Source organism: Streptomyces sp. NRRL S-350, from assembly GCF_000719705.1.
In the GTDB taxonomy this organism is placed as follows: domain Bacteria; phylum Actinomycetota; class Actinomycetes; order Streptomycetales; family Streptomycetaceae; genus Kitasatospora.
In genome coordinates, this window is the sequence record NZ_JOHO01000027.1 from 13561 (window position 1) to 39118 (window position 25558).

Here is a 25558-nt window from a genome sequence, read left to right on the forward strand (position 1 = left end):
GCCCCATGCCCAGACCTCGAGAGTTCGAGCCCGACACCGTCCTGAACGCGGCCATGCTGCGGTTCTGGGAGCGCGGGTACCGGGCGACGTCCATCGAGGATCTGGTGAAGGCGACCGGGGTCAAGCCGGGGAGCCTTTACAGCGCCTTTCCGGGCGGCAAGCACGCACTGTTCCTGAAATCGCTGGAGCGCTACTCCAGGCTGGTCGTCCCCCAGAAGCTGGGCGAGTTGGAGGCCGCGGGCGCCTCGGTGGCCGAGGTCCGCGGCTACTTCGACGGGCTGGTGCACGACCTGCTCAGCCCCGAGGGCCGACAGGGATGCCTGCTCGTCAACACGGCGATCGAGAAGGCCGCGGAGGACGACGAGGCGGCGGCCGTTGTGCGCGGCCACCTGGCCCGGCTCGAACGGTGCATGACCCACGCGCTGGAGAACGCAGCTCGCAGGGGTCAGGTACGCGCCTCGCTGGACTGCGCCGGCAGCGCCAAGCTGCTGGTTGCGACATGCCAGGGACTGATGGTCGTCGGGAAGGCGAATCCTGACGAGACGCTCCTGCGGGCGATCGTCGACAACGCCTTTGCCGCTCTCGTCTGACGGCCGGGCACGCGAGCCACCGTACGCGGTGGCTCTTTCTTCGCCCCAATAGTTGAATAGGTACTCAAGAATGGAGCCGGGCCATGAAGGCCATCGTCATCTCCGCCCACGGCGGCCCCGAGGTTCTCACCCTCACCGAACTGCCCGACCCGGTGCCCGCCGACGGCGAAGTCCTGATTCGGGTCAAGGCGTTCGGCCTCAACCACGCCGAGGCATACATGCGCAGCGGCGCCTGGGGGAAGGTCGCCGCCGTCCCCGGGATCGAGTGCGCCGGGGTGGTCGAGGCAGACCCTTCCGGCGAACTCCCCCGCGGCACCAGGGTGGTGGCGATCCTCGGCGGCATGGGGCGGACGCGCAACGGAAGCTACGCGGAGCTGGTGACCGTGCCGGCGACCAACGTGGTGGCCGTGCGCTCGTCGCTGGACTGGGCCGATCTGGCAGCGGTGCCCGAGGTGTACGCGACGGCGTGGAGTGGCCTGTTCGGCAATCTGGACCTCCGACCGGGTGAGACCGTCCTGGTGCGGGGAGCGACCTCCTCGCTCGGCCAAGCCGCCGTCAACCTTGCGGTCGACCACGGCGCGACCGTGCTCGCCACGACCCGGAACCCGGCACACGCACCGCTGTTGAAGGAGCTCGGCGCCGCCGACGTGCTCATCGACGACGGCGCGCTCGCCGATCAGGTCTCGGAACGGGAGGTCGTCGTCGACGCGGTGTTCGACCTCGTCGGCAACAACGTCCTGCGCGACTCGCTGGCCCTGGTCCGGCCCCGCGGCCAGGTGTGCCAGCTCGGCTTCCTGGGCGGATTCGAGCCGGTGCGGGACTTCGACCCGATCACCGACCTCCCCAGCGGAGTCCGGCTCAGCTTCTTCGGCAGCGCCTTCGTCCTAGGCACCCCCGCGTTCCCGCTCACCGACGTGCCGTTGGACGAGATCTACACCAAGGTCGACGTCGGTACCCTCCGGGCCCGCCCCACCCGGGTCTTCCGGTTCGACGAGATCGTCGAAGCCCACCGGGCCATGGAGGCCGGAGAAGCCCTCGGCAAGATGGTCGTCACCCTCGACTGAACTCGAGGGAGTGCTTGCCGGCGCCGGGGCGGCGCTTGGGAACGCCGTCGGCGGCGCCCCAGCCGGAGTCGACCAGGAAGGCGTCGACAACCGTCCGGGTCACCCGCATCGCCACCGCCGCGACCGGCAAGAACCCCGACGCATAGGCTCCCCAAGACTCACTTCGTTCGAAGCGGAGTCGGGTCGTGCCCGGAGTTCACCCGAGCGCGTTGGCACTGGTGAGTACCCACGGCGCGCGCCCGGCCGGTCCCGTACCTGGGGGCGCGGTCGTTCGATTCGCGGCTCGTCCTTGTGGTCGTCGTACGGCGCTGGGCGAACCCGGGCTCACCCGCCACGGCGAGCAGGCCACGCCCCTCGTCGGCCACGGCCGGGGCAGGTTCACCGGCCTCGGCGAACGGGCGCTCACCGAGGACACGCAGAACTCGGAGCGGGGCAGCCATACCCGAGCTCGGCCTCGAACAGCACGGCGGACGCAGCATCGAAGGCGTCGGCGCCCGCGCCGGCCCGCGACTGCTCGCGACTGCTCGCGATGACCTGCGCGACCTGGCGCGACCGCACCACCGGCCGGCCCGTCACCCGCTCACTGATCGCCCACGACCACTGACCGACATCGGAACACTCGTCTAGGCGATGCCCTGCCCGTCGATGTCCGCCCCCCACTCGTCCTCGCCGACGGCGCCCACGCAGTAGCCGCCGCCCTGGACGGTGCCGCCGGCTGCCTGGCACTGCTCGGCGGTGACGTCGTACGGGAGCGCCCAGGACGGGGCCGCGCCGGCGAGGAGGAGGACGGCGGCGGCGAGGGGGACGGCCAGGCGGGCCGGCGATGAAGTGAGCATGGGTCCAACGGCAGCACAGGCCGGGCACGGCGGCGAGCCGTGTGCGCCCATATGCGGGCCGCGGCAGCCGGCGGCGAAGGCACGGCGCAAGCGGCGGGAACGACCTGACGGATTCAATAGGGTGGTCGCAAGAATAGAAATACATCAATCCTATGTTTTCGCGCCACGCCCGCCGTCGGAAAATGGCTTGCAGATGGCCTTGATTCTGCTCTACTTGGACCGCTCTGGAAGGTTCGTGCGCTCTCGGTCTGAATATACAAGGGGTGATCTTGTCCAAATTCTCCGATGCGGTCCTGCTCGCCCTGGGTAATTCGGACGGCCTCAAGTCCGCACTGACCCCGCAGGGTGACACCACCGGCGTCCGGACGTTGGTCGGAGCGGTGAACGACTCGGATCTCGTCAGGGTCGACAGGGTCCAGGACGTCGCGGTGGGCGACATCGCGCTGCAGGTGCCCTTCGTCCCGCCCCGCCGCGTCGAGGGCGACCTCAGCCGGATCCTGCCGAGCCACGCCCGGACGGACCTGAGACTCGGCATCGCCGGGGATCCGGTCTGGGCCGACATCCTGGCCCGGGTCAGGGTCGAGCTGGTCGCGGAGGTCGATCCGGGCGGGGTGGAGGACGTGGTGACGCGCCTGGTCGACACCAGCGGAACGCTGGACGAATTCCGCGCCCAGGTTCCTTTCCTCGATGTCGACGAATTCATGAAACACCATCACCTGAAGACGATCGAGGACCTGCGCGACGCGTACGAGTACCTCGTCGCCGAGTTCAGGATGCGCGCGCCGCCGGTCTTCGATCCGGCCGATCCGGCCAATGCGTACGGGATCGAGATCGCCGTGGCCGTGCTGGTCCTGGATTCCCTCGACCTGACCGCGGGCCTGCGGGCCGCCAAGGAATTCCGGGCGGCGACCGGTCACCTGCTGAGTCCCGCCGGGGCGACCGTGCCGGGCGAGGCCGTCGCGCCGTACGCCGTGGCGGTCGTGCTCCCGACGCCCGGAGCGGCCTCCGATCCGACGACGGGCGACGTGACGAAGCTGTTCGCCGGCGAGGGCGTGCTCAGCCTCTTCTTCCCCACCCCCTAGCCACGACCGGAGGAGTACCGATGCCAGCCCGCGGTGACACACCGCCCTTCGATGCCGCGCCCCTCGGCGCCCCTGCGGAGGAGCCCGGCGGCGCCTTCGAGCCGTCCCCCGCCTTCGACGCCCCTCCGCCCGGCGGGGCCGCGGCTCCCGGGGCCGGGCCGGTGCCGGGTGAGCTGTCCCCGAGCGAATTGCGCGCCCTGCAGGAGAAGTTGCGGGCGAAGTTCCACTGAGCCAGCCGGCGTTTCTCGGGCGGGCCCGACAGAACGGAGGCGGCGGATGGCCGTCAGATACATCAGAGTCACCCCCACGGTCGACCTGTTCGCACCGGTCACCCGGGCGTTCGGCGACATCGCCGTGATCGGCAAGGTCACCACTCCGGCGACGCCTCCCGCAGATCTGCTGGGCGTCGAGGTGCCGGCCGTGTTCACGGACCCGGGTGAGGCCGCCCGTCGGGCCCCCGGTCCCCTCGGCACGTCGATCGGCCTCGCCTTCGCCCAGTCGCCGGGCCCCACCACGGTGTGGGGCGTCCGGGTGGACTCCGGCAGCCCGGACTACGACGGGGCCCTCGCCGCGGTGGCCGGGCTAGACGTCCAGTTCGTGGTGCTGGCCGACCTGCCGCTGGACGCGACGTCCGCGGCGGCGGCGGGGCCGATCGGCAAGCTGGCGGCCCATGTGGACACGGTCTCGGGGACGGGAGGTGACGGCAAGGAGCGGATGGGCGTGGCGATGCTGGCCAAGGGGGTCTCCGACCCGACCGTCGTCTCGGGGGCGCTGGCCACCGACCGGATGGTGTACATCGCGCACAAGAGCGACGAGGACGCCGCCGCGGCGGTGACCGGCGCGATCGCCGGCTATCCGCCGCACATCTCGATGTTGCTGAAGCAGGTCCTGATCACCAGCCCGTCCTTCACCCCGACGGAGATCCAGACGATCAACGGGGAGGAGAGCCAGGAGGGCCCGCTGCCCGCGGGCCCGGCGGGCCATGGCGTCAACTGGCTCAGTTCCCCGTCGCTGATCCCCGGTCAGGGCGTCTACCTCGGCGAGGGCTACACGGGCAATCCGGCGGGGAAGAAGTTCATCGACGTCGTCCGGACGCTCGACGACGTCTCTTTCCGGCTCAAGGCCCAGATGATCAAGACCATCGGCAACCTGCGGATCAGTCGGTCCGGGCTGCGCGCCCTGATCGGGCAGATGGAGTCGGTGCTCGATCCCCTGCAGCAGGCCGAGGTGATCGACTCGTACACCGTCGTCCTCCCGCTGCTCGCCCTGCTGGACAAGGACCCGGCGACGCTGACGCCCTCGCAGGGGGCGCAGATCACCAACGCGCACTCCCAGCGGGTGGTCGAGGCCCTGGTCACGGTCGAGTACGCGGCCGCGGTGCACCGGCTCGACATCACGCTGAAGTTCCAGTAGCCCGCAGCGGGCCCCGTAGAGGACGCAGAGGAGGAGAGGACCGCCATGGCCGACTGGAACACCAGGCTGGAGGTCAAGCTCGGCGACGCCACCATCACGCCGATCTCGACCTTCACCCCGACGTTCAACGTGCCCCACACCGTGATCCACAGCATCGAGGCGGACAACGTCGGCTACGTCCGTCAGCCGTTCACCTTCACCTTCACCATGGGTGTGCCGGCGGTGGCGTCCGCGGTCGCGGACCTGACCGAACTGGCGACCAACGGAAAGGAGTTCTCGATCGCGGTCGCCGAGAAGAAGGGCACCGACTGGGCCTTCAAGTCGATCAAGTTCGCGCGCTGCGTCGTCACCTCGGCCAGCCCCAGCAACGTCGTCATCGACGGCGTGCCGCAGGCGAGCTTCAACTGCCTGGCACTGTCCGTGGGGCTGGAGGCGTGATCCGTGGGCGGTGACGAAGGGCAGGTCGTGCTGCCGGCCTTCGACGGCGGCGGGCGGGTCGAACGGACCGGCATCGCGCTGGTGCACGAGGGCGAGTACGTCGTCCCGGCGGTGTCCGCCGAGGCGGTCCTGGCCCCGGCCGGTGACGGCGGGACGACGATCAACTTCCACTTCCCGGTGGAGGTCCGGGTGGTCGGCGAGCTCGGCGACGACCACGTCCAGCAGGTCGCGGCGTACGTCTTCGGCGAGTTCGAGCGTGAGCTGACGAGTCGGCTGTGAGCGGGCCGAACGTTCCGGTGCTGGTGGGCGCGGTCCCGCTGCTGTACGTGCAGTCGATGACGATCAGCGAGGGCTACCGGGTCGAGCGGATCGCCGGGGGCCGCTTCTCCCAGCTCACCCAGCCCACCACCAAGACCATCGGCATCGAGGCGATGCTGATCGGGCCGGAGCGCCTGCTGCTGAAGAAGGCCCTGGAGGTCATGGCGCTGACGTCGCGCCTGCTGGTCTCCACCGCCGCGCCGCTGCTGGCCGTGGCCGGCATTCCCGTGGTGTCCGGCTTCACGATCAGCCTGGACATGCAGATCACCGATCTGCGGTTCACCCAGAACGTGCAGAAGCGGGAGGCCCTCGACGTCAGCCTGACCCTGCAACAGGTGCCGAGGGCGGCGATCACCGCCGCCCTCGGCGAGGTCGCCGACCTCGCCCTGGCCGTGGCGACGGCCGCGCTGCCGAGCGGGCCGCCGCCGAACCCCATTCCCCGTACGCCGCGCGACCCGATGTGACTGGAGGCACTGTGGCAACGCCGGGCTACCTCCGCCTGCCGATCGAGCCCGCCGAGGGCTTCCCGCAGGCGTTCCGCCTCCAACTGGGATCCGTCGTCTACCAGTTCCACCTGTACGTGAACGTCGCCGAGGACCTGCTGGCCACCGCACCGGGTGACGCCGTCCTGGACCTGCCCGCGGCCGGCGCGTTCGTCGTGCTGCGGGTCGCCCGGGAGGAGGCCTCCGGTCCGCGGACGATCCTGCGCCGCAAGCTCGTCCCGGGGGTCGAGTACCGCGCCGCCGAGCTCTCGCTGACCTTCCCGACCATGCGGGTGGCCCGCCGGAACCTCAACGGCGTCGGGGAGTTCGGCTCCGAGATGGTGGGCGGGGTGGCGTTCGGGTGAGCCTGGTCATCTGGTACCGGGTCGTGATCGACGAGCTCCAGCCCTCGGGCGGCCTGCTCTCGGCGGCGGCCTCGCTGGTCGGTGCCGGACTCCCGGTGACCGTCTCCAACGACCTGCTGGGCGGCTCGCTCATCCTGGACGCCGAGATCACGGTCACCATGACGGAAGGCGCCTCCGCCGACACCTTCCAGCTCACCCTGGTCAACCTGCCGGACCCGACGGTGGAGCTGATCCGGGCGAAGGTCACCACCGGTCCGCTGCAGGTCCTGATCCACCTCGGCTACTTCGACGAGCCCGCCACCACCCTGAGCGCCAAGCCCGTCCTGCAGGGGCGCCTCACCGCGATCAACAGCAGCGTGGACCAGGACGGCTCCTCCCGAACGGTGCTCACCGGGCAGGAGGAGGGCGGGTACCTGCTGCGCCGGACCGCCGTCGCCAAGAGCACCGCCCCGGCCACCGACGTGACCGAGTTCGCGCGCACGGTCGCCGCGCAGGCCGGCGTCCAGCTGGCCGCCGGCTCCGCGCTGACCGGCAAGCTCACCAACTACACGGCCGGCGGCGGCTCCGCCCTGGACGTCCTGCGCGACCTGGCCGACAAGGCGGACGTCCCCCTCGTGGTGCGGGACAAGACGGTGTACCTCGGCCCGGCCGTCGGCGACCCGGCCGACCGCGCACCGGTCGCCTTCGACCCGGACGGCAACCTCGTCTCGCTCGACCAGAGCCGCACCGAGGACGCCGGCGCACGCTCCGCACCGAGCTCGCCGACACCCGCGCAGGATCCCGCATCGCCCACCTCCCAGAGCGTCCCGATGAGGGCGTCGGTCCGCCTCGTGGCGCTCGGGCACCCCGGTCTGCGGGTCGGCCAGGTCGCCTCGGTCACCGGGGTCAACGGCGTCCCCGACCGGACCATGCGCATCACCGCCGTCACCCACCGGTTCGGCACCCGCTCCGGGTACGTCGCCGACGTGGCACTGGTGGTCGCCGAGCGGGGCAGGCGCGCCCAGCTCGGCGGCGGCGTGCAGGGCGTCGTGGACCGCTGGCGGGACGTGGTCGACCGCCAGCAGCGGGAACGCCCGGCGATCGACGTCGGCGAGATCAGCGGCTACGCCCCGGGCAAGGAGGGCAAGCACCTGGCCTCGCTCCACTACGGCCAGTCGCCCTCGGCCGAGATCGTCGCGCCGAGCGTCGCGTCCCCGGTCGACACCACGGTGGACCTGCACGACAAGCCGATCGTCTCCCCCTTCGCGTTCCACAACTGCGGGCTGATCACCCCGGTCTACCCCAGGATGCGGGCCGTCCTGGCCCACAACGGGGGCCTGGTCAACGACGCGGTGGTGACCGGGTTCGTCTGGCCGGAGAACCCCGCCCAGGCGCACCCGCCCAACGAGGTCGGCGACTACTGGCTCGCGCTGCCCACCGAGCTCGGCCAGGACGGCCTGCCGACCGGCAAGGGCGCCAACGACCTGACCGACCGCAGCGGCCACCGGGTGGTACAGGCCGCAGGACTGCGCCTGCAGGTGGGGGCCGACCAGCTGCCGGCTCTCGGCACCCGGCCGAAGCCCCCGACCGACAGCACGATCACCATCGAGCACCAGAGCGGGACGAAGATCACCGTGGACAAGGACGGCAACGTCGGCATCACCACCACCGCCTCCGCCTCGCTGAAGCTCAGCAACGGACAGGTGACGCTCGCCCTCGACGGCCCTTCGGTGAAGGTGAGCTGATGCCCCACGTGCTCACCACCGCATCCGTCCTCCAGTGCATCCACGGCGGGCGGCTGACCGTGCCGGCCGGCGGCACCGCACTCACCGTCGACGACCGGCCGGTGCTGCTCGAGGGCGACCTCGCCGGTGCGACCGTGACCGGCTGCACCAACACCAACGCGGCCGCCGGCCAGACCCCCTGCCTCACCGTCACCGCCGTCCTCGCCGGGCTCAGCACCAACCTCACCGTCGGCGGCCGGCCGGTGCTGCTGGAGACCGCGCAGGGCCTCACCAACGCGACTCCGCCCGCACCCGTCATGTGGCAGGTCGCCTCGGCCGGCCAGACCAAGCTGACGGCCCAGTAGCCGCCGGACCGAGGAGGATGGACATGAAGGACGGACCGTTCGGCCGCAGCCTGCTGCTGCTCGACGGCGACCTGGTGGTGCGGGACGGCCGACTGGCCGAGGTGGCCGGCGTGGACAACCTGCTGCAGGCCCTGGAGCTGCGGGTGCTCACCCCGTACGGCTCGGACGAGTTCAACGTCAGTTACGGACTGGACGTCACCGAGGCGTTCACCCGGGCCCACTCGGCCCGGTCGGTCCGGGAGGTGCTGAAGCTGAACCTGGTCCGCACGCTGGTGACGGATCCGCGGGTGGTGGACGTCCGGCAGATCACGTTCGACGAGTCGGACGAGGCGCGGCACCTGCGGAACCAGTCGGTCCGGGTCGAGCTGGACACCGTGGCGGAACAGCCCGCCACCCTCGTCGTCACCCTGGGGGTCTGAGCGCGATGACCGACTACGGCGTCACCGAGGAGGGCTTCGTCCTCAAGCCCTTCGACGTCCTCCTGCGGGAGGCCGTCGAGCGGGTCAGGGCCGTCCTGGGGGTCGACCTGTCCGGCAGGGACGGCAAGGGCGGAGACGACGGACAGATCGACCTGACCAGCACCAGTCCGGTCCGCAAACTCCTGGAGGTGGCCGCGCACGAGGACGCCGAGCTGTGGAAGCGGATGGAGGACCTCTACTACGCCAACTTCGTCTCCACCGCGTTCGGTGACGCCCTGGACCTGCTCGGTGACGACGTCGGCCTCGCCCGACGGAACCTGTTCAGTACGGGCACCGTCCGGTTCACCCTCGCCGGAGCTGCCCTCGGACGGATCTACACCGTGCCCGAGGGCACGATCGTGACCACGACGGACTCCCCGCCGAAGGCCTTCGCCACCACCGCAGCGGCCCGGCTGAGCGCCGCGGCCGGCACCGCCGACGTCGGCGTCGTCGCCGTCGGACGGGGACACGACCAGGACGTCGGCAAGGACCTGATCACCGTGGTCGACCCGGCCTGGCAGGCGGTGTACCTCGCCGACTTCGCCCCGGCGACCCTGACGGTGACCAACCCGGACGTGACCACCGGCGGCCTGGACACCGAATCCGACCAGGACTACCGCGCCCGCCTCAGCGGCCTCGCCCGCAGCATCTGGACCCTGGACAGCGTCCGCCAGGCCGTCCTGGACGTGGACGGGGTCATCGACGTCGCGACCTCCGACCCGCTCGGCGGAGTGGACGTGTCGCAGAGCTACTTCGGTCAGTTCGACTTCGACCAGCGGCTCTTCAACTCCGAGCGGCACATCGGCGAACCGTACTTCTTCGACGTGCTGGTCGCGCACGACTTCCGGTGGCCCTGGCGGACCCCGGCCCCCGTGCCGGGACAGGCCGCGCCGAGCGTGACCGGGGTGTACGAGCGGGTCTCGGCGGCGGTCGACCGGGTCCGCCCGGTCGGGGTGCACGCCAACATCGTCGAGGCCGACCACATCGACGTCGGGGTGCGGGCGAGGGTCACCGTGGAGACCGGCTACGACACGGCCGCGCTGCGGGCCGCGATCCTCCAGCGGCTGGCGATCGAGACCGGCGGCCCGCGGCTGGGCGGCGTGATCCGCTACTCGCAGGTCATGTGCGCCTTCGCCGAGCAGTCCGGCGTGGTGGACGTCCAGCAGCTGCACCTGCGACGCCTGCCGCCCGCGTTCGGCCGGATCACCTTCGGCGCGGTGCCGCAACAGAGCGGGGTGGTCGAGGCGGCGGTCGGGGAGAACCTGGTGATGGGGCCGACCGAGATGGCGGTGTTCCGGCCGGACGGGTTGCTCGTCGACGTCACGGTGGTGGTCCGGTGAGCACGCTGTCGGCCGTGCGGATGGCCCGCCACCTGACGGCGCCCTTCGGGCGAGGAGCGGACTCGCTCGCCCTGACGCTGCTTCCGGGGGCCGACACCGGCTCCGCGTCGATCGCACCGTACGACTTCGCGGACCACCGGGCGACGTACGGGCACACCGCCGACCCCGCCTACGTGCTGACCCTCCTGACGGACTGCGACCAGGACACCTCGGTCGCCCTCACCGTCGACCAGCCCGGCAGCAGCTTCCACCCTGCCGTCGTCGGCGTCCCGGCCGGGACCAGGGCCGGGACGTCCTACGTGGTGCCGCTGCCGTCCGGCGCCACCGAGGCCGCCCGGCTGGCCACCCTGACGGCGAACCCGCCGCCGTCCGGCGTCACCGCGGCCGGCCGCTGGGCGCTCACGGCCCTGCTGGGCACCACCGCGAAGCTGCTGTGGGCGATCGGTGCCGAACGCGACCAGCTGCGCCACCACCTCGAACGGACCGTGGCGCAGCGTCACCTGGAGACCGCGACCGGCGCGAGTCTGGACCTGATCGGCAGCGACCTCGGGGTGCCGCGCTTCCCGCCGCTTCCGTACGGCTTCGACCCGGCCACCGTGGCGCTGTACCACCTGGACGAGGACCCGCGCACGACGGCGCAGGCGGAGGACCTGACCGCCCGCTACCCGGGCCGCAACGACCACCGCGGCACGATCACCGGCCCGGTCGTCCAGGGCGTCGGCAGGTTCGGGCAGGCGTTCGCCTTCACCGGTGACGGCGCACTGGTCACCGCGGCGACCAGCCCGGACTTCGACATCCCGGTGGACGGCGGGGCGACCGTCGAGTGCTTCGTGCGCCCCGACCCGGGCCTGGCGGCGGGACTCGTCCTGGCCCGGCACCCCGACCCGACGACGCCCCAGCCGGGGTGGGTGCTGGAGATCGGCGTGTTCGGGCGCGCCCAGCCGGGCAACGTGCGGTTCGCCATCGGCGACGGCACCACCACGGTCGAGCTGTTCGCCGACCTCTCCCTGCCCACCGACCGGTTCAGCCACCTCGCCGCCGTGCTCGACCGGACGACCGGCCACCTCGGCCTGTGGGTCGACGGAGTGCTCCGGGACCGGAAGCCGGACGGCGGACTCGGCGCCGTCCGCAACACAGCGGACCTGCGGATCGGCCCCGGGCACACGGGGTTCCGCGGCATCGTCGACGAGGTTCGGCTGTCCTCGGTGGCCCGCGCCGACTTCTTCCCCGCCCTCGGCGAGGGCAACGCGCACTACCGGAACCGGCTGCGCATCTTCCGCCGGTGGACGTTGCCCACGCCCGCGAACCTGACCCGGGTCCTCAACGCCACGGTGCGCCCGATCGGGCCGTCCCAGGATCCCGAGGTGAGCGACAACCCGCTCGTGGTCGACGATGGCAACGGCCGAGTGGTCCGCGGCAGCCGCGCGGTCACCGTCCTCCCGGCCCGGCTCGCGCCCGGGGAACGCATGGCCCGGGACGGCCGCCGCCGGGTGTCCGAAGCCGACACCGTCGGCACCGTGGCGGACGAACCGCGGTTCGACCCGGTCTACCTGCTCGCCCAGGACAACCCCGCCGTCGACTACCGGGCACCGGGGCCGCGGGTCCTCGAACCGGGCGAACCGCCACCGGATCCCCGTCTCGTCCAGCTGGTGGTCACCGCCCCGCTCGACCGACTGGTCGCGCTGGCGGCCGCGGAGGGCGCCGACGGCCGGCTGGGGGTGGAGTCGGCTTTCGATCCGCGCGCCGACGACCTCCGGGCCACCGGCCGCGCGGTGCTGCTCACCCACGGCACGGTGGCGACGGACCGGCTGGCCGCCCTCGCCCACCGGGCCGGCTTCGACTACGTCGAGCACCGCGCCGACGCGGACCAGGTGTACGCCGCCTGCGCCGTCGGGGAGTACCTGGCCCTGGACGCCGCTCCGCCGGGCAGCGGGCCGGCCGATCTGGTGGTCGGGGCGAGCACCGGCGTGCGGCTGACCATCCGACCCGCGCTGCCGGTCGGGGCCCTCGCCGACTGGCTCACCATCCCGACCGGCCCGGGCCGGGCCACGCTGACCGACACCTCCGCCACCGGCGCCTTCCTCACCGCCACCGCCCCTGGCGACATCACGGTGAAGGTGGAGGTCACCCGGGGCAGCCACACCGTCAGTGCCACCCGCACGCTCCGGGCGGCGCCGGCCGACCTCGCCGACGGCGCCCGGATCGCCGCCGACGGCACGCTCGGCGCCCCCGTGACGGTGGTCGGCGGCCCCGACCCGGACTTCGACCCGGTGTTCCTGCACCGGCACGACGACGCCCGCGCGGCGTACGGGACCGACCCCGATCACCACCTCATGCAGATCGCCGTGGCCGGTCGGCTCGACGCCCTCCTGGACGAGCTGCAGCGGCGCGGCGTGGCCGGCCCGGTGACGGTGGCCGCCGCTTACGATCCCGCCGGCACCGACCCGCTGGCCCGGCAGGGCCGGGCGCTCACCGTCCGGAGCACCGGCCTCGACGCCGGTCAACTCGCCGTCGTCGCACACCTGGTGGGCTTCGGGCACGTACAGCGCTCGGGAGCGGACGTGATCCTCCACCACCCGGCGGAACCGCTGGTCGCCCTCGCCGGGCCGGACACCGTGACCGAGGGCTCCACCCTCGACCTCACGATCGTGCCGCCGCCCTCCGTGGTCGGTGCCCTCGGGCAACTGAGCCTGGCCACCGGGGCGTTCGCCGACGGCCGGGCAGCGCTCAACGGCGCGACGGACGAGTCGACGCCGGGCCTGACCGGTGAACAGGCCGGGCCGGTCTGGGTCCAGGCCGCCTACCTGATGGACGTCGGGCCGGAGCCGGAGACCGCCGAGGTCCCGCCGTACACCTTCAAGGTCCGGCTGCGGCCGGAGCTGGTGGCGGCGGGGCAGGTCGTTCCCAAGGACAAGTACGACCTGATCATGAACATCCTCAACACCCTGCACCCGGTCGGTGTCGAGGTGCTCACCGGCGCACTCCGCGCACACGTCGTCGAGGCCCGCGACGCCGCGACGGCCAATCCCGACTACACGTACCCGAAGTTCCGAGTCGGCGCAGTGCCGTCGCGACGCACCAAGGAGAGCAGCCCATGACCGGCATCAGCTTCACCCCGACCTTCCAGCACACGGACTGGGTGGACAACCGGGACCGGGTCCAGGCCGCCGGCCAGAACGGCTTCAACAACCGGTTCAACGCGGTGGAAGCGGACCTGAAGAACCTCTCCGCCGTCGTCGGCACCATCGACCAGGCCATCACCGCGCTCAGCGCCCACCCGACGACCGCGCCGAAGACGATCAGCCTGAGTCCGCTGCTCACACCCGCCCTGCCGTCCGCCGCGAGCCCGCAGCCCTCCCCGGCCGGGTGGAGCATCGACTCGACCACGGGGATCGCGCAGAAGCCGCCCGGCCTGTCGGGCAGCTTCGCGGGCGTGATGAACGTCGTCCTGCCGGGCGGGGCGGTGGTGCAATCGCTGCGGATCACCGCCACCAACAGCTCGACGGTCGCCAGGTTCTCCGTCTCCCTCAACCGGATCCCGCTGGTCGTCACCTCCTCCACGGTGCCCGACACACTCGTCAGGAGCGTCATCAGCACCTCGCCGTTCGACGTGACCGCCAACACCTCCGCCGCCTTCTCCCAGGTCGACGTGAGCCACTTCCGCTACTACCTCGTGGCCGGTGTCGACAGCGCGGTGGCCGCGGACGTGATCACCCTCGGCGGCTTCCAGATCACCTACGCGGGCTGAACCGCCGTGCGGGTCGACTGCCACATCCCGATCACCATCCGGCTCACCGGAGCCCTGGGCGAGGCCCAACTGGAGGAGCTGGCAAGGACCCTGACCGAAGTCGTGCGCGCCCGGACGGCCGAGGCCGAGCGGCTGGTCGCCGCCCGCCTCGGCCGTCGCACCCCGGCCGGACCGGCCGAGGCGCGGGAGCGGTACGACCCCGCCCGCGACGGCGACCGCGGCTACGCCGTGGCCTCCTACCAGCACGGCGGACGCCCGCAGGGCGTACCGGTGCGCGGGGCCGCCGGGCCGTGGACGGTGCTCCGCGCCGTCGACTTCCGGGCCCGGGTCGGCCGGTTCCTCGACTTCGTCGAGCGCCTGCACGAAGGCGGGCGGCTGCCCGAGCAGACGCTCTACGGCGACCGGCGGGAAGAGCTCCGCCGGGTGGTGCTCTGGTGGGTGCGGACCGGCCGCGACCACACCCTGGCCGAGCTGTCCGACGGACTGTACGCGCACGCGGCCCGGCTGGTCCGGCTCGGCCCGGGACAGGTCCTCGCCACGGCGGTCTGGGTCACCGACGACAACCGGGCCGCGCTGCTCGCCCTGGACGAGGACAAGGTGCTCGGCGACCGGATCGGGCGGATCGGCCCGCACAACGCCCGTCGGATCGAGGGCCGGGGCGCCACCGCCGTGCTCCGCCACGGCGGCTGGGCGCTGTACGCCGCCATGGTCCTGCCCAAGGTCGAGCTGACGGACCTGGCGACCCTCGGCAGGGACACCGTGCTGCGGCTGCCCGCCGCCGACGCGGCCTTCTGCCTCGACGTGCGGGACTTCGAATCCCGCTACGGCCTCACCACGGCCCAGTACCTGGGCGAGTTCGGCACCCTCCCCGTACCGGTGTGGCTCCAGCCGCTGACGGTGCGCCGCCGTACCCGGCCCGCCGCGCTCGCCCTGCTGCTGGCCCGCCGGGCCGAGGAGCGGATCCCTTCGGGCGACGACCGGGTGACGGGCGACCGCCTCCTGGTGCTGACCGACCCGGCTCTGAGCCGGCTGCCGGCGTCCGTCCGGGAACGGGCCGGCGCCTGGACCAACCCGACCACCCGGCGGCTGGACGACCGGGCCGACACCTACCACCTCGAACCGGGCCGGCGTTGCCTCTTCGCCAGGGCGGTCCTGCCGGTGGACACCGAACGGCTCGGCGCCGCCCGGTACCGGCCGCGCGCCCGCCCGCTGGCGGCCCGGCTGCGCGGCCTGCTGGGCGGCGACCCGACCGAGCGGTCCTGGCAGCGGGCGATGTCCGCCTTCCTGGACCACGAGTTCGAGGAGGACCCGCCGTCCGAGCGGCCCGACGGCGGAACGCTGTTCGAGTACGTACTGGCCGAACTGGCCGGGGACTTCGCCAGGCTGTACGACGTCGTGGAGGCGAGCCGCCACTTCCGCCTGCGGCACCGCCTGCTGCGGCTCAGCCTGGCCACCTCCAGGGCGGCCGATCCCAGGGTGGCGAAGCTCCGGGAGTCGCTGACCGGACAGCGGCTCGCCGGGACCCGCAACGAGTACCGGACCGATCCCACCCGGATCCTGCTCGACCGCGAGCCCGGCCGGGCGGTCGCCGCGGGGGGCGTCCTCGGTGAGGTCGAGTCGATCTACACCACCCGTCGTGACCTCAAACGGCTGCGCCCGGCTCGCGTGGAGACGCTGCGCAAGGCCCTGGAGGCCGAGCGGGTGGAGCTGGTGGGGCGGATCGCCCGGGGTGAGGACCGCACCACGTACGACCAGGAGCGGTTCGCCACCGCGGTGCTGGCCGGCGCGGTCCGGCGGGTGGGGCTGACCGGGGCCGACTTCGTGAACGTCACCGTCGAGCGGAGCATCCGGCTGCTGGAGGTGCGACGGCAGGAGGAGGGCGGACTGCCCGACCTGCACGTGCAGTTCGAGTTCGTGGAGCGGGTGGTCGGCGAGAAGGGCTGGACCCGGGTGGGCGGCCCGGTTCTGGAACGCGCCGGGAGCTTCGAGGAGCGGTTGACCTGGTGGAGGCTCGGCCGGGCCGGCGAGGTGTACCGGGCGGCCGGCATCGTCGTCGCCGCCGTCGGCGCGGTCCTCCTGGCCTGGGAGGCCGGCGTGGTCGCCGCGCTGGTGAGCCTCGGGGGTGGAAGCGGCCCGGTGCTGGGCGGGATCGCGATCTCGGAGGTCGTCTACTTCTTCCGAGTGATCTTCGGCGACGCCAAGCTGACGCCCGGCGGCATCCTGATCGCCGCCCTCGACGGCTACCTCCTCGCGGTCGGCTTCCGGTTCGGGGGCGTGCCCGCGCGGTGGGCCGCCGAGGCCGTCGGCACCGGGACGCTGCGTCAGACCGTGGCCGGCTGGGCCGCCCAGGCGCTGGTCCGGGGCTCCGTCGGCGGGGCGACCTCGTCGGCGTTGACCACCTTCGCCCACGACGTGGTCCACGTGGCCACCGGCGAGGGCTCCTGGTCCGGCATCCGCACCTACGTGGCCAACCTGGCCCTGGGCGCGGTGATCGGGATCGTCGCCGAGTTCGTCCTGGCCCCGGCCCTGCGGGAGGCACTGGTCGGAGCGCGCGGCGCGGTCACCACGGCCGCCGGGACCGCGGCCCGACTGCGGGCCGCCGGCTGGGGCGCCCGGGAATGGGTCCAGGTCTCGACCGAGGCGCTGGCGAACCTGCGGGCCACCCTCGGGACCTTCATGGGGGACGTCGCCGCCCGGGGCTTCGCCGAGGCGATGGCCGGCCGGCTGGCGGAGGTCGCCACCGAACTCGGCGGCCGCGAACTGGCCCGGCACGTCCTCGAACTCGCCGGGGCCAGGTTCACCCTCAGGGCGAGCGCCGGACTGGCGCGACTGCTCCCGGCCCTGGAGGCGGCGGCCCCGGCCCGGGCCCACACCGTCGCCCGGATCCTGAGTGAGCACCCCGCGGAGACCGTCCACCTGCTGGAGGCCCTGACCTCGCTCGACCGGGCCGCGACCCGCCGGCTCGTCGCGGGGACCTTCGCCTCCACCGAGGACCTCGCCGCGTTCCTCGGGCGCCTGTCCGAGTACACCCCGGCCGAACAGCGCGCGGTGCTGCGACTGCTCGCCCAGCTGGACATCGTGGCCGGCCGGCCGGTCCCGAGCGGGACCCCCTCCGACCTGGTGCGCCGCCAGTTCGGCGCGTCACTGCGGATCCAGGCGGCCGGGGCGGAGATGGAAGCGCGCAGGCTGGAACAGGAACTCGCCGAGGTGCTCGAAAAGGCCCGTGCGGCCGAGGCACGGGGCAACACCCGGCGCGCCGGCGCGCTCCGCGACGAGGCCGAGGTGCTGCGGACCAAGATCGAAGCCGAGAAGGCGAGGGCTGTCGAGGCCCGAGCCGAGGCCGGGCGGGCGACGCCCCGGCTGCCGGAGCTTCCGGCCCCGGCGGACATCGAGCGGGCGCTGGGACAACTGGAGAGCCGCGGCAGCGCGCAGACCTGGATCCGCCTGCCCGCGGGGCTGCGGTTCCGGGACCACCCGGAACTGCTGGAGCGGGTGGTACGGCCGGTCTTCCGCAGCCGGACCGGGAACCGGGTGGTGTTCCGGATCGAGGGCGGTACCCCGCCGGCGGCGAGCCGGGAGCGCGTCCTGATCGACGCCCATGGGCAGGCCCGGGTGCTCACGAGCGGCACCGACCCGATCAACCTGAACTTCGGGCTGTTCGAGCGGGCCGTCGAGTTCCTGATCAGGGCACGACCGGGCGCACGGCTGAAGGTGTTCGAGGTGGAGGAGGGGTGGTTCCGCGCCCTGCGCAGCCACGCCGTCCCGGAGCAGGGAAAACCCGCGTCCCTGCTGGGGCGTCCGCCCGGCACACCGCCGGAGGGCGCGGTCCCGCTGCCGCCGCCGCCCAAACTGAAGGAGGTCACCGGCCGGCCGCGCGTGGTGGACACCCGGTACGGGCAGGACCAGCTCCAGATCCCGGAGGAGCTCATCTCCGAGCTGAACGAGTTCATCGTGCCGGGCAGCGGCCGGGTCGTGGAGTTCAAGCCGTGAGGCGCCGCTACCACCTGCCGGACACGGTGACGGGCGAGGTGGCCGCGGCCGACCGGGAACGGCTGCTCGCCGTGGTGCGCTCGGCGGTGCAGCGCGCGCTCGCGGCCGCCGGTCCGGGCGAGGTGGTCGCGCCACGGCCCGGGGAGCCGGCCCGGGAGCGGTACTCCCAGGAGCGGCGGACCCCGGAGGGCGGCTACGCCGTGCCCAGCTACGACGAGCAGGGGCGGCCGGTGGGCGTCCCGTTGCTCCCGGCCGCCGGCGGCGCGGCGGAGCGGCTCGGGGCACCGCCGGACCGTACGGGGACGGGACCGGTGCTACCGGTGCCCGAACCGCCCGCGGAGGCCGGCTCAGCCGGGACCGCCACGTGGAGCGTCGCACCCCTGTCGGCGTCCGCCGCCACGACCGACGAGGGCGCCGCCCTCGGGGCCGACCGGTCCGCCGTCACGGCCGGGCCCGGCACCGCGCCGATCGTCCGGCTGATCCGTGAACGCTGGCCCGCCGCCGGCTTCGCGGACCCGGCCGGCGTCCGCTACGGCGTGTACACCGCCGGCGCCGGCGAATCCACCCCGCGGCTGTTCTACCTGGCTCCCGACAGTGAGGGGCCGGTGTTGCGCGCCCTGCGGCTCGCCGTGCGGGCGCCGGGCACCCCGCGCGTCGTGGACCTGCCCGGCGGCGACTACACCGTCGTCGCGCGCCCGCACAGCGCGGCCCAGCTGTACCGCGGACCACGCCGACTGTCCGACCTTGGCAACCCGCAGGACCTCGACCTCACCGTGAACTTCACCGCGGTCTCCGACGTGCCCGAGGTGACCGTCCGCGCGACCCCCCGGTACCACCTGTGGCCCCGGCCGAGGATCCTGCGGGTCGACCAGCAGGACGGGGCCGCCGTCGTCGGCGCCGACACCACCTACCTCGCCGAGGTGGAGATCTGGCGTCTGGAGGAGTCCGGCCGCTGGACACCGGTGTACGAGCTGGCGCTGGTGTACGCGTTCATCAGCTACCGCTGGCGGGTGTACCGGATCGAGCACGACCGGCACGGCGAGCGGTACCGGGTACCGGTCGACACCGGCCAGTCGACCCGGGCCTCCTTCACCCACCGCTTCGACCGGGCCGGCGAGTTCGAGGTGGAGTGCGAGGTCCGTCTCTCCTACGAGGACGCCTCCCCGGAGCCGGTGACGGAGCGGCGGACCGACCGGGCCCAACGGCTCGAGGAACGGATGGCCCTCGAACTGGCCGGGCTGGAGAAGGCGACCCGCGCGGCCGGTGCCGAGCCGGTCTGGTCCACCAGCGCCGACGAACTCCTGACGGCCGCCCGGCAACGGCTGCGCCGGGCCGAACAGGCCACCCCCCGGGACGAGCCGCTGATCCGTGAACTGCGCGACAGCGTCGCCGCCTTGGAGAAGAGACTGGTCGGCACCACCGGTGCCGGGCCGTTCCCGCTGCGGGCGCTGTTCACCGACCGGCGCACGGCCCACTCCCGGCCGATCTCGCTGTTCGTCGGTCCGGCGCCGGACTCGGCCGGCCCGGGCCACACCTGGCTGCTGATCGACGTGACGTACCCCGCGTTCCACCGGACCTACCGGGGCACCGGCCCCACCGCCGAGGCGGCGCTGCGGGCCGCCTTCGAGGAGGCCCGGACCTCCTTCCGCGGCAGCTACCCGCCGGGCCGGATCCTGGCCCGGATCGAGTGGCCCGGGATGGCACGGCTGCAGCTGAAGCCCTTCGACTTCGCCACGGACACCGAGAGTTGGCAGCGCACCGCATGGGAGTGGCTGTCCGTGGTCGCGACCGGGTTGGCCGTGGCGGGCACCGCGCTCGCGCTGGCCTTCCCGGTGTCCTCGCCGGTGGCCGTCGGCGTGATCGTCCTCGCCGGAGCGCTGACCGGCGGGGTGCTCAGCGCGGTCAACCTGGCCGAGCGGCTGCACCACGACGCCTTCGAGTGGGACCGGGAGACCGCCCTCGACCTGCTGGCCGTCGCCACCGCCTTCACCTCGGTGGGCGGAGCGGTCGCCCGCCGGGCCATCGCCGCCGGGGCGCCGCTGACCATCGAGGCCACGGCCCGGCTGGCCGGGATCCTCAAGTTCCAGCGCGCCGTGCTCTACGTCGACCTGGGCGCCCACCTCACCGACGCCGTCCTGCTGTCCTACGACACCTATCTGCAACTGCGGGACGTCGACGCCGCGATGTCCGACACCGCGCTCGCCCGCCTGCAGCGCGAGTACGGCGACGAGGAGGGCCGCCGCCGGTTCGAGGCCGAGCGCTTCACCCGGATCCTCGGGGTGCTGGCGCGCGCCGCCGTCAACGGTCTGCTGACCGTCGTGGCGGTCCGCGGCACCGCCAAGGCCGTCGCGGCCGGTCGGTCCGTGCGGCTCGCCGCCGAGCGCGGCGGGACGGTCCTCCAACAGTTCCCCGAGGCCGACTTCCGGAAGGACCCTGGGGGCTTCCGGCGGCGCCAGAGCGACGAGGCGGCCCGGCGGCTCGGGCTGACCACCGATCCTGGCGGCGCCGCATCGGCGCAGGCCCTGTCCGCACGATCGGCCTGGGGGATCAACAAGGCCCTCGCCTCCCTCAGCGAGGACCGGCGGGCGCTCGTGCTCGCCACCATGCGCCCCGGAGGTGCCGACCTCAAGGCCCTGCGGTCGTTCCTCGCCGACGGCGGCAGCCTCACCGAACTGGCCGCCTTCCTGGAGACCCAGCCCGTCTGGCTGCGCAACCGCATCACCACCTTCGGCACCCTGCAGACGAGGGCCGAGGCCTTCAACCGCCTCAGCACGACGGTGCCCGACATCGCGGCGTTCCGCTGGAACCAGGAGAACCTGACCGATCACTTCGGCCGCCACGTGCTGGGGCGCGCCGGCTACCCCGACGAGGCCTGGAAATGGGCGGAGCGCCTGGGGATCGCGCGGGCCTACGGCTTCGACCGGACTCGGTACCAGTCGCTCCTCCGGTCGACGACGGCGGCCGACGGAAGGCTGCGCTGGGAGATCACCGAGCGGTTCCGCCAGGCCTACGGCGACTACGTGCACCGCGTCATGACCCGGACCGCGGTGTTCGGCCGGACCGGCAAGGGGGCGGAACTCGTGGGCTCGGACGGTGAGCTGTTCTGGGCGGCCGCACCGACCGGCCTGATCTCCACCGGGTACTTCCCGGACAACCCGACGACCTGGCCGCCGTCCTCGGACGAGCTGGTGCGCAAACTGGGTGCGGCCCTGTCCCAGGGCCAGTCGGTGGTGCAGCTGTACCGACTCCCGCGCTGACCGGTACCCGCGCGGGGTATCCGGTGCGGATTGCGGGCGCGGTCGGGGGCGCCCATGCTGGAGGTACGGGCGCCGCCGGACAGCACACCACGGATCGACGGATCAGGAGTCAGCTGTGGGCGTTCTCCATCAAGGCCGTCGCCGCTCGGAGCAGGTCGTCGGCGCGGACGCGCCGGCCGATCCGACCGTCGCGGGCGGCGGTCCGGCGGATCCCACGATGCCGGCCGCCGTCGAGACGATCACCGTCGGCGGTGAGCTGGGCGCCGTGGCGGTCGCTCCGGACGGCCGCCGGCTCTACGTCGCCGGCGGCAACGGAAAGCTGATCACCGTCATCGAGCGGACCGGCGGTCCGGGGGCGGGAAGCCCCGTACCCGTCGGTGCGCGGCCGGGCGGGGTCGCGGTGGCCTCCGACGGCGGCCACGCGTACGTGGCGAACACCGGTGACGACACGGTGTCGGTGATCGACACCGCCACCGACCGGGCGGTCGGGGTCATCGCGGTCGGCGGTGGCCCGCGCGCGGTGGCCCTGTCCCCGGACGGCACGCGGGCGTGCACGGCCGACTCCGCCTCGAACAGCGTGTCGGTGATCGACACCGCGACGAAGCAGGTGGTCGCCACCGTTCCCGTCGGCGCCGGTCCCACCGGCTTGGTGATGGCCCCGGACGGCCGCCACGCCTATGTGGCCGACGGCGGTGCGACCGGCGTGTCGGTGATCGACACCACCGCGGGTCAGACGACCGCCACCATCGACGTGGGCGCCGGCCCGCGCGGCCTCGCCCTCTCCCCGGACGGCCGCCGACTCCTCGTCACCACTCCCGACACGGACGCGGTCTCGCTGGTCGACACCGGCGGCAACCAGGTGATCGCCACCGTCGTCGTCGGTGCCAATCCCGCCGAGGCGGCCTTCACGCCCGACGGGAACCACGCCTACGTCTCCGTCGCCGGCGCCGGCGCCGTCAGGGTGATCGACACGACCGCACACCAGGTGACCGCGACCATCGCGGTCGGCGCCATCCCCGTCGGAGTGGCGATCACCCCCGACGGGCGCAACGCGTACGTCGCCGACGGCGGATCCGACACCGTGTCGGTGATCGACACCGGTACCGGCCGGGTGAGCGACACCATCACCGTCGGCAAGGGCCCCGTCGGGGTGGCCGTCACTCCGGACGGCCACCGGGTGTACGTCACCAACGGCGGCGCGGACACGCTGTCCGTCATCGGCGACACCACCGCCCACCAGGTGACCGGATCGATCGGCACCGGCAGGTTCGCCTGGGGAGCGGCGATCGCGCCGGACGGCCGCCACGTCTACGCCACGCAGGCGGGTTCGAACACCGTGTCGGTGATCGACACGACGACGAGCGAGGTCACGGCCATCGCCGTCGACGGTGCCCCGCTGGGCGTGGCGGTGACACCCGACGGCCGGCACGTGTTCGCCACGGGCACGCAGACGTCGGTGATCGACACCGCCACCGGCCAGGTGACCGCCACCATCGCCGCCGGCGACCGTGCCCTCGGCTGGGTGGCGGTGTCACCGGACGGCCGCCACGCGTACGTCACCCGCTCGGCGTCGGGCACGGTCTCGGTGATCGACACCGGCACCGTGCAGGTGACCGCCACCATCGCCGTCGGCCACGGACCCGCCGCGGTGGCGGTGACCCCGGACGGCCGCCACGCGTACGTGGCGAACACCGACGACGACACGGTGTCGGTGATCGACACCGCCACCGACCGGGTGACCGCCGCCATCGCCGTCGGCCACCGCCCCGTCGGGGTGGCGCTGACCCCGGACGGCCGCCACGCCTACGTCGCCCACGTCGGCTCGCAGACCGTCTCGGTGGTGGACACCGGCACCAACCTCGTCACCGGCGGCGTCGCCGTCGGCGCCGACCCCTGGGAGGTGGCCGTCTCCCCGGACGGCCGCTACGCGTACGTCAGCCACAGTGATTCGGGCACCGTGTCGGTGATCCGCACCGGCCCGTCCTGACGCCACCGACCGGTGGCGCAGGTGCCCGAGGCGCGGGCGCCGCCGGACGGCACCCGACAGACCGATCGATCAGGAGACAGCCGTGGGCGTTCGATTCCCCCGCCGTCAGCGTGCCGTGAGCACCCCCGCCGGCGGCCCGGCCCTCGACGGTACGCAGGCGGCCGCCCAGACCTCGCCGGTCGTGGCGACCGTCACCGTTCCCATGGGCGGACAACCCAACGGGTCGGTGGTGCTCCCGGACGGGCGCGTCTACGTCGCGTGCGGCGTCACGGACACCGTCACCGTGCTCCGCGGCACCGGCGGGCTCGGCGCAGGTGACCCGGTTCCGGTCGGGGCGAATCCCGAAGGGATCGCCGTCACTTCGGACGGCAGCCGGGTCTACGTGGCGAACTCCGGTGGGAACTCGGTGTCGGTGATCGACACGGCCGGCGGCCAGGTGTCGGCATCGATCACCGTGGGTGCCGCGCCGCGAGGCGTCGCGGTGTCGGCGGACGGCAGCCGCGTCTACGTGGCGAACTCGGGTGGGAACTCGGTGTCGGTGATCGACACGGCCGGCGGCCAGGTGTCGGCATCGATCACCGTGGGTGCCGGGCCCCGAGGCGTCGCGGTGTCGGCGGACGGCAGCCGCGTCTACGTGGCGAACTCCGGTGGGAACTCGGTGTCCGTGATCGACACGGCCGGCGGCCAGGTCAGCGCCACCCTCCCCGTCGACGGCGGGCCGCGCGGCCTGGCCCTGACCTCGGACGGCCACCGGCTCTACGTCACCACCCCGGACAAGGGCGCCGCCTCGGATCCGAACACGGGCACCCTGTCGGTGATCGACACGGCCACCGGCCAGGTGACCGGCACCATCGCCGTCGGCGACAACCCCGCCGCGGTGGTGGTCACCGCCGACGGGCAGCACGCCTACGTCACGGTGGCCGGTGACGACGCCGTCAAGGTGATCGACACCGGCACCGAGCAGGTCACCGGCAGCATGACCGTCGGCGCCACGCCGGTCGGCGTGGCGGTGACCAAGGACGGCCGTCACCTGTACGTCACCGACGCCGGCACGAACACCGTGTCCGTGGTCGACACCGGCACCGGCCACGTCACCGCCGTCACCGTGGGGCAGAGCCCCCTCGGGGTGGCGGCGGCCTCCGACGGCCGTACGGCATACGTCACCAACGGTGGTGCCAACTCGGTGTCGGTGATCAGGGACACCACCGGCTACCAGGTGGACGGCACGATCAACGCCGGTTCCAACTGCCTCGGCCTGGCCGCGACGAAGGACGGCCGCCGGGTGTACGTCGGCAACGCCGGCCGGATCGAAAAGCCCGGTTCGACCACGGTGTCGGTGATCGACACCACGGACAACCAGGTCTCCACCCCCATCCCGGTGGCGATCACCCCCATCGCCGTGGCGCTGGCCCCGGACGAGCACCACCTCTACGTCGTCGGGTCGAGCTCGCTGGTCGTCATCGACACCGGTACGGCACAGGTGGTCGACACCATCGCCCTCGGAGAACACCTTGGTCTGAGCGGAGTGGCGGTGACCCCGGACGGCCGCAGCGTCTACGTTCCCAGTGTGGCCTCGCCCGACAGCGAGCCGATCGTGTTTGTGGTCGACACCGCCGGCAAGCAGATCAGCAAGATCACCGTCGGGAAGAGGCCCTCGGCGGTCGCCATCGCCCCGGACGGCCGCGCCTACGTCGCCAACGCCGGTACGAGCAACGTGTCGGTCATCGACACCGCGCTGAAGCAGGTGGCCGGCGCGCCGATCCCCGTCGGCGCCAACCCCCTCGGGCTGACGGTGTCGCCGGACGGTCACCACGCCTACGTCACCAACTTCTTCGACGACACCCTGTCGGTGATCGACGTCGCCGCCGGGAAGGTGACGGCGACCGTCACCGTGGGCGGCGGCCCTTGGGCAGTGTCGGTGTCCCCGGACAACCGGCACGTCTTCGTCACCGACACCCGGTCGCACACCGTCTCGGTGATCGACACCGGCCTGCTCTGAGCGGCGGCGAGGTACCGGGGATGACGGCGGCGAGGCCGGCTGCGAGGCCGGCTGCGGCCTCCAGGAGGAGCGGGTCCTGGGCGAAGCCATCTCGCGTGCAGCATCATCTGCCGGCGAAGGCTC

The 25558-nt window shown here is 73.0% G+C and carries 20 protein-coding genes and 1 pseudogene; 20 read left to right on the forward strand and 1 reads right to left on the reverse strand.

Annotated elements, in window-relative coordinates; all coding sequences use genetic code 11:
- Positions 1 to 5 precede the first annotated feature (5 nt).
- The 3 genes and pseudogenes from IF30_RS0123335 to IF30_RS50830 all read left to right on the forward strand — a co-directional run.
- On the forward strand, positions 6 to 590 hold the full coding sequence (locus IF30_RS0123335) for a TetR/AcrR family transcriptional regulator (protein ID WP_030241755.1): 585 nt from the start codon (positions 6 to 8) through the stop codon (positions 588 to 590).
- Positions 591 to 673: 83 nt separating this feature from the next.
- Positions 674 to 1654, forward strand: a complete 981-nt coding sequence (locus IF30_RS0123340) for a zinc-binding dehydrogenase (RefSeq protein ID WP_030241757.1) — start codon at positions 674 to 676, stop codon at positions 1652 to 1654.
- Between the two features lie 444 nt (positions 1655 to 2098).
- Positions 2099 to 2258, forward strand: a pseudogene (locus IF30_RS50830) (IS982 family transposase); the annotation flags it as partial.
- 19 nt (positions 2259 to 2277) lie between these two features.
- Here IF30_RS50830 and IF30_RS0123350 read toward each other — a convergent pair.
- On the reverse strand, positions 2278 to 2490 hold the full coding sequence (locus IF30_RS0123350; RefSeq protein WP_030241760.1) for a hypothetical protein: 213 nt from the start codon (positions 2488 to 2490) through the stop codon (positions 2278 to 2280).
- Positions 2491 to 2759: 269 nt separating this feature from the next.
- On the opposite strand from IF30_RS0123350, the gene IF30_RS0123355 reads away from it, so the two are divergent.
- The 17 genes from IF30_RS0123355 to IF30_RS43835 all read left to right on the forward strand — a co-directional run bounded on the left by IF30_RS0123355 (position 2760) and on the right by IF30_RS43835 (position 25435).
- Complete coding sequence (locus IF30_RS0123355) at positions 2760 to 3572, forward strand: hypothetical protein (protein ID WP_158835383.1); 813 nt, start codon at positions 2760 to 2762, stop codon at positions 3570 to 3572.
- A 20-nt stretch (positions 3573 to 3592) separates the two neighbouring features.
- Complete coding sequence (locus IF30_RS0123360; protein WP_030241767.1) at positions 3593 to 3802, forward strand: hypothetical protein; 210 nt, start codon at positions 3593 to 3595, stop codon at positions 3800 to 3802.
- Between the two features lie 46 nt (positions 3803 to 3848).
- The gene (locus tag IF30_RS0123365) at positions 3849 to 4985 is read left to right on the forward strand and encodes a hypothetical protein (RefSeq protein ID WP_030241770.1); all 1137 of its coding nucleotides are present in this window, start codon (positions 3849 to 3851) and stop codon (positions 4983 to 4985) included.
- A gap of 45 nt (positions 4986 to 5030) precedes the next feature.
- Positions 5031 to 5423, forward strand: a complete 393-nt coding sequence (locus tag IF30_RS0123370; protein WP_030241772.1) for a hypothetical protein — start codon at positions 5031 to 5033, stop codon at positions 5421 to 5423.
- A 3-nt stretch (positions 5424 to 5426) separates the two neighbouring features.
- Positions 5427 to 5702 (forward strand): hypothetical protein, encoded by a 276-nt coding sequence (locus IF30_RS0123375; protein WP_030241774.1) that lies wholly within the window; start codon positions 5427 to 5429, stop codon positions 5700 to 5702.
- Complete coding sequence (locus IF30_RS0123380; RefSeq protein ID WP_030241776.1) at positions 5699 to 6205, forward strand: hypothetical protein; 507 nt, start codon at positions 5699 to 5701, stop codon at positions 6203 to 6205. The genes IF30_RS0123375 and IF30_RS0123380 overlap by 4 nt, the downstream gene beginning before the upstream one ends.
- A gap of 11 nt (positions 6206 to 6216) precedes the next feature.
- Positions 6217 to 6588, forward strand: a complete 372-nt coding sequence (locus IF30_RS0123385) for a hypothetical protein (RefSeq protein WP_030241779.1) — start codon at positions 6217 to 6219, stop codon at positions 6586 to 6588.
- The gene (locus IF30_RS41835) at positions 6585 to 8312 is read left to right on the forward strand and encodes a hypothetical protein (protein ID WP_037900951.1); all 1728 of its coding nucleotides are present in this window, start codon (positions 6585 to 6587) and stop codon (positions 8310 to 8312) included. Before IF30_RS0123385 ends, IF30_RS41835 begins: the two co-directional genes overlap by 4 nt.
- The gene (locus IF30_RS0123395) at positions 8312 to 8656 is read left to right on the forward strand and encodes a hypothetical protein (protein WP_030241780.1); all 345 of its coding nucleotides are present in this window, start codon (positions 8312 to 8314) and stop codon (positions 8654 to 8656) included. The genes IF30_RS41835 and IF30_RS0123395 overlap by 1 nt, the downstream gene beginning before the upstream one ends.
- Before the next feature lie 23 nt (positions 8657 to 8679).
- On the forward strand, positions 8680 to 9075 hold the full coding sequence (locus IF30_RS0123400; protein WP_030241782.1) for a hypothetical protein: 396 nt from the start codon (positions 8680 to 8682) through the stop codon (positions 9073 to 9075).
- A 5-nt stretch (positions 9076 to 9080) separates the two neighbouring features.
- Entirely contained in the window at positions 9081 to 10454 is a 1374-nt protein-coding gene (locus IF30_RS0123405; protein WP_030241785.1) for a baseplate J/gp47 family protein, read from the forward strand.
- Entirely contained in the window at positions 10451 to 13552 is a 3102-nt protein-coding gene (locus IF30_RS0123410; RefSeq protein ID WP_030241787.1) for a LamG-like jellyroll fold domain-containing protein, read from the forward strand. Before IF30_RS0123405 ends, IF30_RS0123410 begins: the two co-directional genes overlap by 4 nt.
- Complete coding sequence (locus IF30_RS0123415) at positions 13549 to 14202, forward strand: hypothetical protein (RefSeq protein WP_030241790.1); 654 nt, start codon at positions 13549 to 13551, stop codon at positions 14200 to 14202. The genes IF30_RS0123410 and IF30_RS0123415 overlap by 4 nt, the downstream gene beginning before the upstream one ends.
- A gap of 6 nt (positions 14203 to 14208) precedes the next feature.
- Positions 14209 to 18192 carry a hypothetical protein gene (locus tag IF30_RS0123420; protein WP_030241793.1) on the forward strand — a complete coding sequence of 1328 codons (3984 nt, stop codon included), beginning with the start codon at positions 14209 to 14211 and terminating at the stop codon, positions 18190 to 18192.
- Positions 18189 to 21449 (forward strand): hypothetical protein, encoded by a 3261-nt coding sequence (locus tag IF30_RS0123425; RefSeq protein ID WP_030241795.1) that lies wholly within the window; start codon positions 18189 to 18191, stop codon positions 21447 to 21449. Before IF30_RS0123420 ends, IF30_RS0123425 begins: the two co-directional genes overlap by 4 nt.
- A gap of 115 nt (positions 21450 to 21564) precedes the next feature.
- Positions 21565 to 23436, forward strand: a complete 1872-nt coding sequence (locus IF30_RS43830; protein WP_051710923.1) for a beta-propeller fold lactonase family protein — start codon at positions 21565 to 21567, stop codon at positions 23434 to 23436.
- Between the two features lie 82 nt (positions 23437 to 23518).
- Positions 23519 to 25435 (forward strand): YncE family protein, encoded by a 1917-nt coding sequence (locus tag IF30_RS43835; protein ID WP_158835386.1) that lies wholly within the window; start codon positions 23519 to 23521, stop codon positions 25433 to 25435.
- Positions 25436 to 25558: the final 123 nt, after the last annotated feature.